Origin of the sequence: Clostridium sp., from assembly GCF_016650035.1 — a bacterium.
In the GTDB taxonomy this organism is placed as follows: Bacteria; Bacillota; Clostridia; order Clostridiales; family Clostridiaceae; genus Clostridium_AD.
This window is the reverse complement of sequence record NZ_JAENWM010000048.1, coordinates 23,225-29,698: the sequence shown is the minus strand read 5'-3', so window position 1 is coordinate 29,698 and position 6,474 is coordinate 23,225. Positions and strand designations below refer to the sequence as shown.

At 32.1% G+C, this 6,474-nt stretch carries 5 protein-coding genes; all 5 read left to right on the top strand.

What is annotated here, in order from left to right; genetic code table 11:
• Nucleotides 1–155: 155 nt before the first annotated feature.
• The 5 genes from JJD95_RS12230 (at nt 156) to JJD95_RS12210 (ending at nt 6,474) form a co-directional block, all read left to right on the top strand.
• Nucleotides 156–1,379 carry a restriction endonuclease subunit S gene (locus tag JJD95_RS12230; RefSeq protein WP_291643309.1) on the top strand — a complete coding sequence of 408 codons (1,224 nt, stop codon included), beginning with the start codon at nt 156–158 and terminating at the stop codon, nt 1,377–1,379.
• A gap of 61 nt (nt 1,380–1,440) precedes the next feature.
• Nucleotides 1,441–1,758, top strand: a complete 318-nt coding sequence (locus JJD95_RS12225) for a hypothetical protein (protein WP_291643308.1) — start codon at nt 1,441–1,443, stop codon at nt 1,756–1,758.
• Between the two features lie 21 nt (nt 1,759–1,779).
• Complete coding sequence (locus tag JJD95_RS12220) at nt 1,780–4,989, top strand: HsdR family type I site-specific deoxyribonuclease (RefSeq protein ID WP_291643307.1); 3,210 nt, start codon at nt 1,780–1,782, stop codon at nt 4,987–4,989.
• Nucleotides 4,990–5,003: 14 nt separating this feature from the next.
• Nucleotides 5,004–5,717, top strand: coding sequence for a M48 family metallopeptidase (locus tag JJD95_RS12215; RefSeq protein WP_291643306.1), 714 nt, complete (start codon nt 5,004–5,006; stop codon nt 5,715–5,717).
• A 25-nt stretch (nt 5,718–5,742) separates the two neighbouring features.
• Complete coding sequence (locus JJD95_RS12210) at nt 5,743–6,474, top strand: CBS domain-containing protein (protein ID WP_291643305.1); 732 nt, start codon at nt 5,743–5,745, stop codon at nt 6,472–6,474.

Here is a 6,474-nt window from a genome sequence, read left to right as displayed (position 1 = left end):
TGTCAAGTCGTTAGGAGCTTTTGTCATAGAAATAATGTGCTTATCAAAAAAGCAATTAATAACTAGATAATTATTAGTATTATAGTTATAATTTGACTTAGGAATGCAGTTATATAAAGCTATATTTTGACGCACTACAATTAGGGGAAATACCTGTGGATTGGGAAGTAAAAAAAATCAATGATTTTGCCGAATTTGTAGGTAGTGGGGTAACTCCTAAAGGTGGGCAAAGTGTATATAAAACTAAAGGTATACCATTTGTAAGAAGCCAGAATGTTTATCCAGATGGGTTACGTCTTGACAATGTTGCATATATAGATGAAAAGCAAAATGATAAGATGAAAAGAACAGAGTTTAAGGAAAATGATATATTGTTAAATATAACAGGTGCCTCTATAGGAAGGTGTACTTATGTTCCAGAGGGGTTTGGTAGGGGCAATGTAAACCAACATGTTTGCATAATAAGAACTAATAAAACGGTATCGTTGAAATATATAAGCTTATACATTAATTCTCCTTTTGTGCAAAAACAGATCGAAGCTCTTAATACAGGATCAAGTAGAGAAGGTTTGAATTTTCAGCAGGTGAGAAGATTAAATATTTGTTTGCCAAAGATGGATGAACAAGTCGCCATTGAAAATATAATAATTACTATTGACGTACAAATTGAACGAACAGAAAGCTTAATAGAGAAAACGAAGGAACTTAAAAAGGGACTCATGCAGAGACTTCTTACAAAAGGAATTGGACATACAGAGTTCAAGGAGACGGAAGTAGGAATAATCCCGAAGGCGTGGAGAGTAAATAGGATCATTGATGTAGCAGATACAGCAAGTGGTGGTACACCTAGTCGAAGTAAAAAAGAATACTATGAAAATGGTATAATACCGTGGGTTAAAACTGGCGAGTTAGGTAAAAAGTATATTTATGATACTGAAGAGAAAATTACACAAGAAGCAATAAAGAAATCATCTGCTAAATTAATTCCAATAAATTCAGTTCTAATAGCAATGTATGGTGCGACAATAGGCAAAACATCAATAACAAAAAATGTTGTTTCAACAAATCAAGCTTCATGTGCAGTTATATGTAAATTGAGTCAATTAGACTATGAATACTTATATTACATTTCATCTTTTTACAAAGAAAAGTTAATTGAATTAGGTGCAGGAGGTGCTCAACCTAATATAAGTCAACAATTAATAAAGGAATTTAAGATACCAGTTCCCAATATAAAGGAGCAAAAAAATATATCAGATATATTATCAACATTCGATAGAAAAATAGAACAATATGAAATTGAAAAGCAAAAATATCAACAGCTAAAACAAGGATTAACGCAAAAACTTCTAATAGGAAAGATTAGGGTTAAGGTATAAGTAGTTGAAATAATTAAGAAAAGGAATTTTAATATGTGAAATTTGAGTAAGGAGTCAATTAATGAGTGTAATGGTTAAAACAGCAAAAGAGCTAAAAGAAGTATTAAACAATAAGGAAGAGAGAATAATTATAAAAGGACGTCTTGCTAAAAAAATAAAACCGCTGTCTATTATTAAAATGTCAAATAAGAATATTGGGTTAAAAGAGACAATGAGAAAAAACATGGTAGCGGGGTCACTAACTCTCGCAGGAATGGCAGCTTCGGTAGCTATCGCTTTAATTGTTACTATTGGAGTTGTCTCAATTGTAGTAATTTTAAATGATTATAGAATTGTATATAAAAATGGGGATGATGAAATCATTTTAGAGAGAATTTAAAAGATATGGGTGGGGTGAAGTATGAGTTATTTGGGGAATGAGGAAACATTAGTAGAACAACCGGCTATTGAATATATTATAGAAAAACTAAATTATGCATTTGTTCACGGTAAGGAACTTACTCCAGATTTAGGAGAAAGAGACTCTTTAACTGAAGTTGTTTTGAATAAAAGGCTTGAAAAGTCTATTAAAAGGCTTAATCCGTGGATAGATGATCTTAATATTAATAAGGCAGTTCGATTCTTATCAAGACCAGAAAATTTGGGTGCGTCATTATTAGAAATAAACGAAAAAATATATAATGCTTTAATTAATCTTGATTTTACAGTAGACCAAGACATTTATGGAAATGGGCAAAAGAAACCTCAAACGGTGAAATTTATTGATTGGGATGATATTGATAATAACGACTTTTTAGTAACTAGACAGTTCCAAATTAAAACACTAACAGGAAGGTCTGTATTTCCAGATATAATTATATTTGTTAATGGTATTCCCGTAGTAGTAATTGAATGTAAATCTCCTTTTTTAGAGAAAAAAACAAATGAGAATGTTGGAAAGAAAGAAGCCTATGAACAGCTTCGTAGATATATGGATGAAAGAGATATTAACATTGTTGAGGGAACTCCAAGATTATTTTACACGAATTTTTTTACTGGAATTTCTAACAAGTATCATGCGTATTTGGGTACAATTAGTTCTAAATATAACCATTATTTAGAATGGAAAGACCCGTATCCATATAAAAAAGAAGATATTGAGGATGTTGAAAATAATGGACAGAACTTGTTTTTACAGGGGCTATTAGAAAAGAATAATTTATTAGATATTATGAGAAACTTCATACTTTATGAAGTGGAAGACTCTATGACTATTAAGAAAATATGTCGTTATCAGCAATTTAGAGCGGTTAATAAAGCTTTACATAGAATAACAAACGGTAAGGATGAATTGAGTCGTGGGGGAGTTATTTTTCATACGCAAGGTAGTGGGAAAAGTCTTACCATGGTAATGTTAGCTAGAAAGATAAGAAGGATACCACAATTAGCAGACGCTACAATAGTGGTTGTTACAGATAGAATAGATTTGGACAAACAGATATATGAAACATTTTTAAGGACTCTTTCAAAAATCACAACACCTGTAAGAGCTGAAAGTGTTGCTCAAATGAAGGAACTTCTTTCAAAAGCTCAACCACAGATAATAATGACAACAATACAAAAATTTGCAGGAGAACTCGAAGATAAAAAAGTTTTTGAGGACGATAATCAAGAAGCAGCTCTTTACTTTGAAAAGGAATTTCCTGTACTCACATTGAAGACAAATGTAATTGTCTTGGCAGATGAAGCCCATCGTTCCCAATATAAGGGAACTGCTAAAAATATGAGAGACGCTTTACCAAATGCAGTGTTCATTGGATTTACAGGGACACCGATAGATAAAGAAGATAAATCTACCAAAAGAACTTTTGGAAGCTATATTGATAAATATGGTATTAAAGAATCCGTGGATGACGGTGCAACTGTAAAAATTGTTTATGAAGGTAGAAAACCCGAACTTCAAATTAAGGGTGATGATTTAGAAGCATTATTTGATCAAGCCTTTGAAGATAGGGGTGAGGATGAGAGAGAAGCAATAAAGAAAAGGTATGCAAGTAAAAGATTAATTATAGAGTCAACTGAACGTATAGAGGACATTGCGAAGGATATACTACAGCATTATAAGGAACAGATTTACCCTAATGGGTTTAAGGCACAAGTAGTTTGTATAAGCAGAGAAGCTTGTGTAAAGTATTATAATGCCTTAACTAAATACATGAAAGACTATTTTGATGAACCATTAGAAGCTAAAGTGATTTTTTCTGGTTCTCTAAATGAACCAACGCATTTAAAAGAGCATTTCACTACTAAAGTGCAGCAAGAGGAGATTATAAAGAAATTTAAACAACCGATTGATGAGAAGAATAAGTTATGCTTTATTATAGTAAAATCAATGCTGCTCACTGGTTTCGATTGTCCCATAGAACAAGTTATGTATTTAGATATTCCATTAAAAGAGCACAACCTTTTACAGGCCATTGCAAGAGTAAATCGAACCAATGTAAGGGAAATAAAACATGAAGATGTGAATGGTACCCTTATAACATCCACTATTGTAAAGCAGTGTGGATATGTAGTGGACTATTTTGGGATTTCTAACTTCTTGGAAGAAGCTCTTGAAATTTTTGATAAGGAAGATTTAGGTCAGCCGTTTGAATCTATGGATGAACTATACAAACAAATGCTATCTTTAAGAGAGAATGCAATGGGCATGTTTAAAGGTAAGGATAAGAGCAATTTGGATGAAATTGTGAAGGTTATAGAACCGGAGGACAAACGGGCAGAATTTGAAATGAGTTTTAAAAGATTCAGTGGCGTAGTGGAGGCTTTGCTACCAAGTCATGTTTCAGTTGATATTATTAATGACGTAAAATGGTTATCTTATATCAAAGCAGGAGCTAAAGCAAGGTTTACACCAGAGAGTGTATTTGATATATCTGATTGCGGAGAAAAAGTTAGAAAGATCGTCGAAGAACATTTGGTATCTTTAGGAGTTCAAACTTGGATACAGCCCATTACACTATTTGATAAGGATTTTGAGAAGAAGGTTAATAGTTTAAACTCTGATGAGGCAGTTGCTTCTGCTATGGAACATGCTGTTAAGAATACTATCCATGTAAAAATTGATGACAACCCTGTTTACTATACAAGTTTATTAGAGAAATTACAGAAAATTCTTGATGAAACTAAAAGTAACTGGATTGAAAGAAAGAAACAGTTAGAGAATTTCATAAAGAATGATGTACAGCAAGGGGAGATGAACCAAGCTCAAGCTCTAGGGTTAAATAAAAAAGAGTATGCTTTTTTCGAGATAGTAAAGAAATATCTTTTAGAAGGTGGAGAAACAGTTGTTGAAAATGACATTGTAGCTGAACAAGAAGTTAATTATATTAGTTCGGATATTATAAATTTATCTAAAGCCATTGCTATGGATATAGCTCAAATAGTAAAAGATAATTACGTAAATGAATGGAGTACTAATTCTACAAAGACAGCAGACGTAGAGAGAGCGATATTTCTAACTTTGACCAAGAAATATTTCAAACTAATTAAAAGGGATACCAGAAAACAGATAGTCCAACCATTGTTAAATTTAGCTAAAAAACATTATGCAGTTATAGACGCACTATAAGAGGCGGTACAACAATGAAATTAGGATTTCAGTATGGAACAAAATATATAGAATTTGAAGTTGAATACAGAAATAGAAAAACTTTAGAAATAAGCGTAGAACCACCAGATAAAATAACTGTAGTGGCTCCTTTAGAAACTCCAGAAGACATCATTATAAAGAAAACCAAGAGTAGAGCAAAGTGGGTTATAGAGCAATTATATTCGTTTAAAAATATGAATTATCAAAAGATTAATAGGGAATATGTCAATGGTGAGAGCTTCATGTATTTAGGTCGTAACTATTCTTTGCAGATTATAGTTGATGAAAAAATCAAGAAACCAGAAGTGAAACTTTACCATAGCAAGTTCTATGTTACGTTACCAAGTAAGAATAGTGAAGCCATTGGAAAAGCTATGGAACATTGGTATCGGCTGAAAACTAAAGAAAAAGTAGAAGAAAGAATTAAGTACTATCAACCATATTTCAATAAAAAGCCTTCAGCTATTAAGGTTAAGGAACAACGGAAGCGTTGGGGAAGCTGCACTGTTAAAGATGAGCTACTCTTTAATTGGCGGTGTTCTATGGCGAAATCTAATGTGTTAGATTATATAGTAGTTCACGAGATGTGCCATATGTACCATAAGAACCATTCTAAAGAATTTTGGGAACTTTTAAATTCTGTTATGCCGGATTATGAAAACAGAAAAGAGTGGCTGAAGAATTACGGAGTGAAAATGGATTTGTAAGGGTATTAAATAAGGAGATGGGGATATGGAAATTAACAAACTGAATTCTGATAGATTTATTGAGATTTATAATGAGATAGATGATTATATGAGAAGATATTTAGATAAGCCAAATGGTTATAGACATTATCTGCTTATAGAAGATTTGGCGAAAGCAAATAAATCATTTAAAAAGTATGAAAAGGATTTAAAAGCTTTTGGGGATTTAAGAAATGCTATTGTACATAATCCAGAATTGAAGAATGCAGATCCTATTGCAGAACCTCATAAGTATATTATAGATAAATATGAGGAAATCGTAAATAATGTTAAAAATCCACCTACAGCTTATGATAGTGTAGCTGTTAAGGTTCATCAATTATATAATACAACATTAGAAACTTCAGCTATTGAAGTTATGAAAGAGATGGCTAAAAACACATATACTCATGTTCCTGTAATAGACAATAACACGGTTATAGGTATCTTTAGTGAAAGCACATTATTGAACTATATAGCGAATAAAGGTGATGTATTATTAGAAAGTGACGTAAAGATTAGCGAGTTTATAGAGTATCTGCCTTTTGATAAGCATAAAAGTGAATACTTTGATTTTGTTAGTAAGTATGCGTTGCTTACAGAGGTAGAAGAACTATTTCAAGAGGAACTAAAAGAGAACAGAAGACTTGGCGTTGTTTTCATTACGGAGAATGGTAGATCAAATCAAAAGATATTAGGCATTATAACTGCTTGGGATATGGCGGGTCATATAGAATAG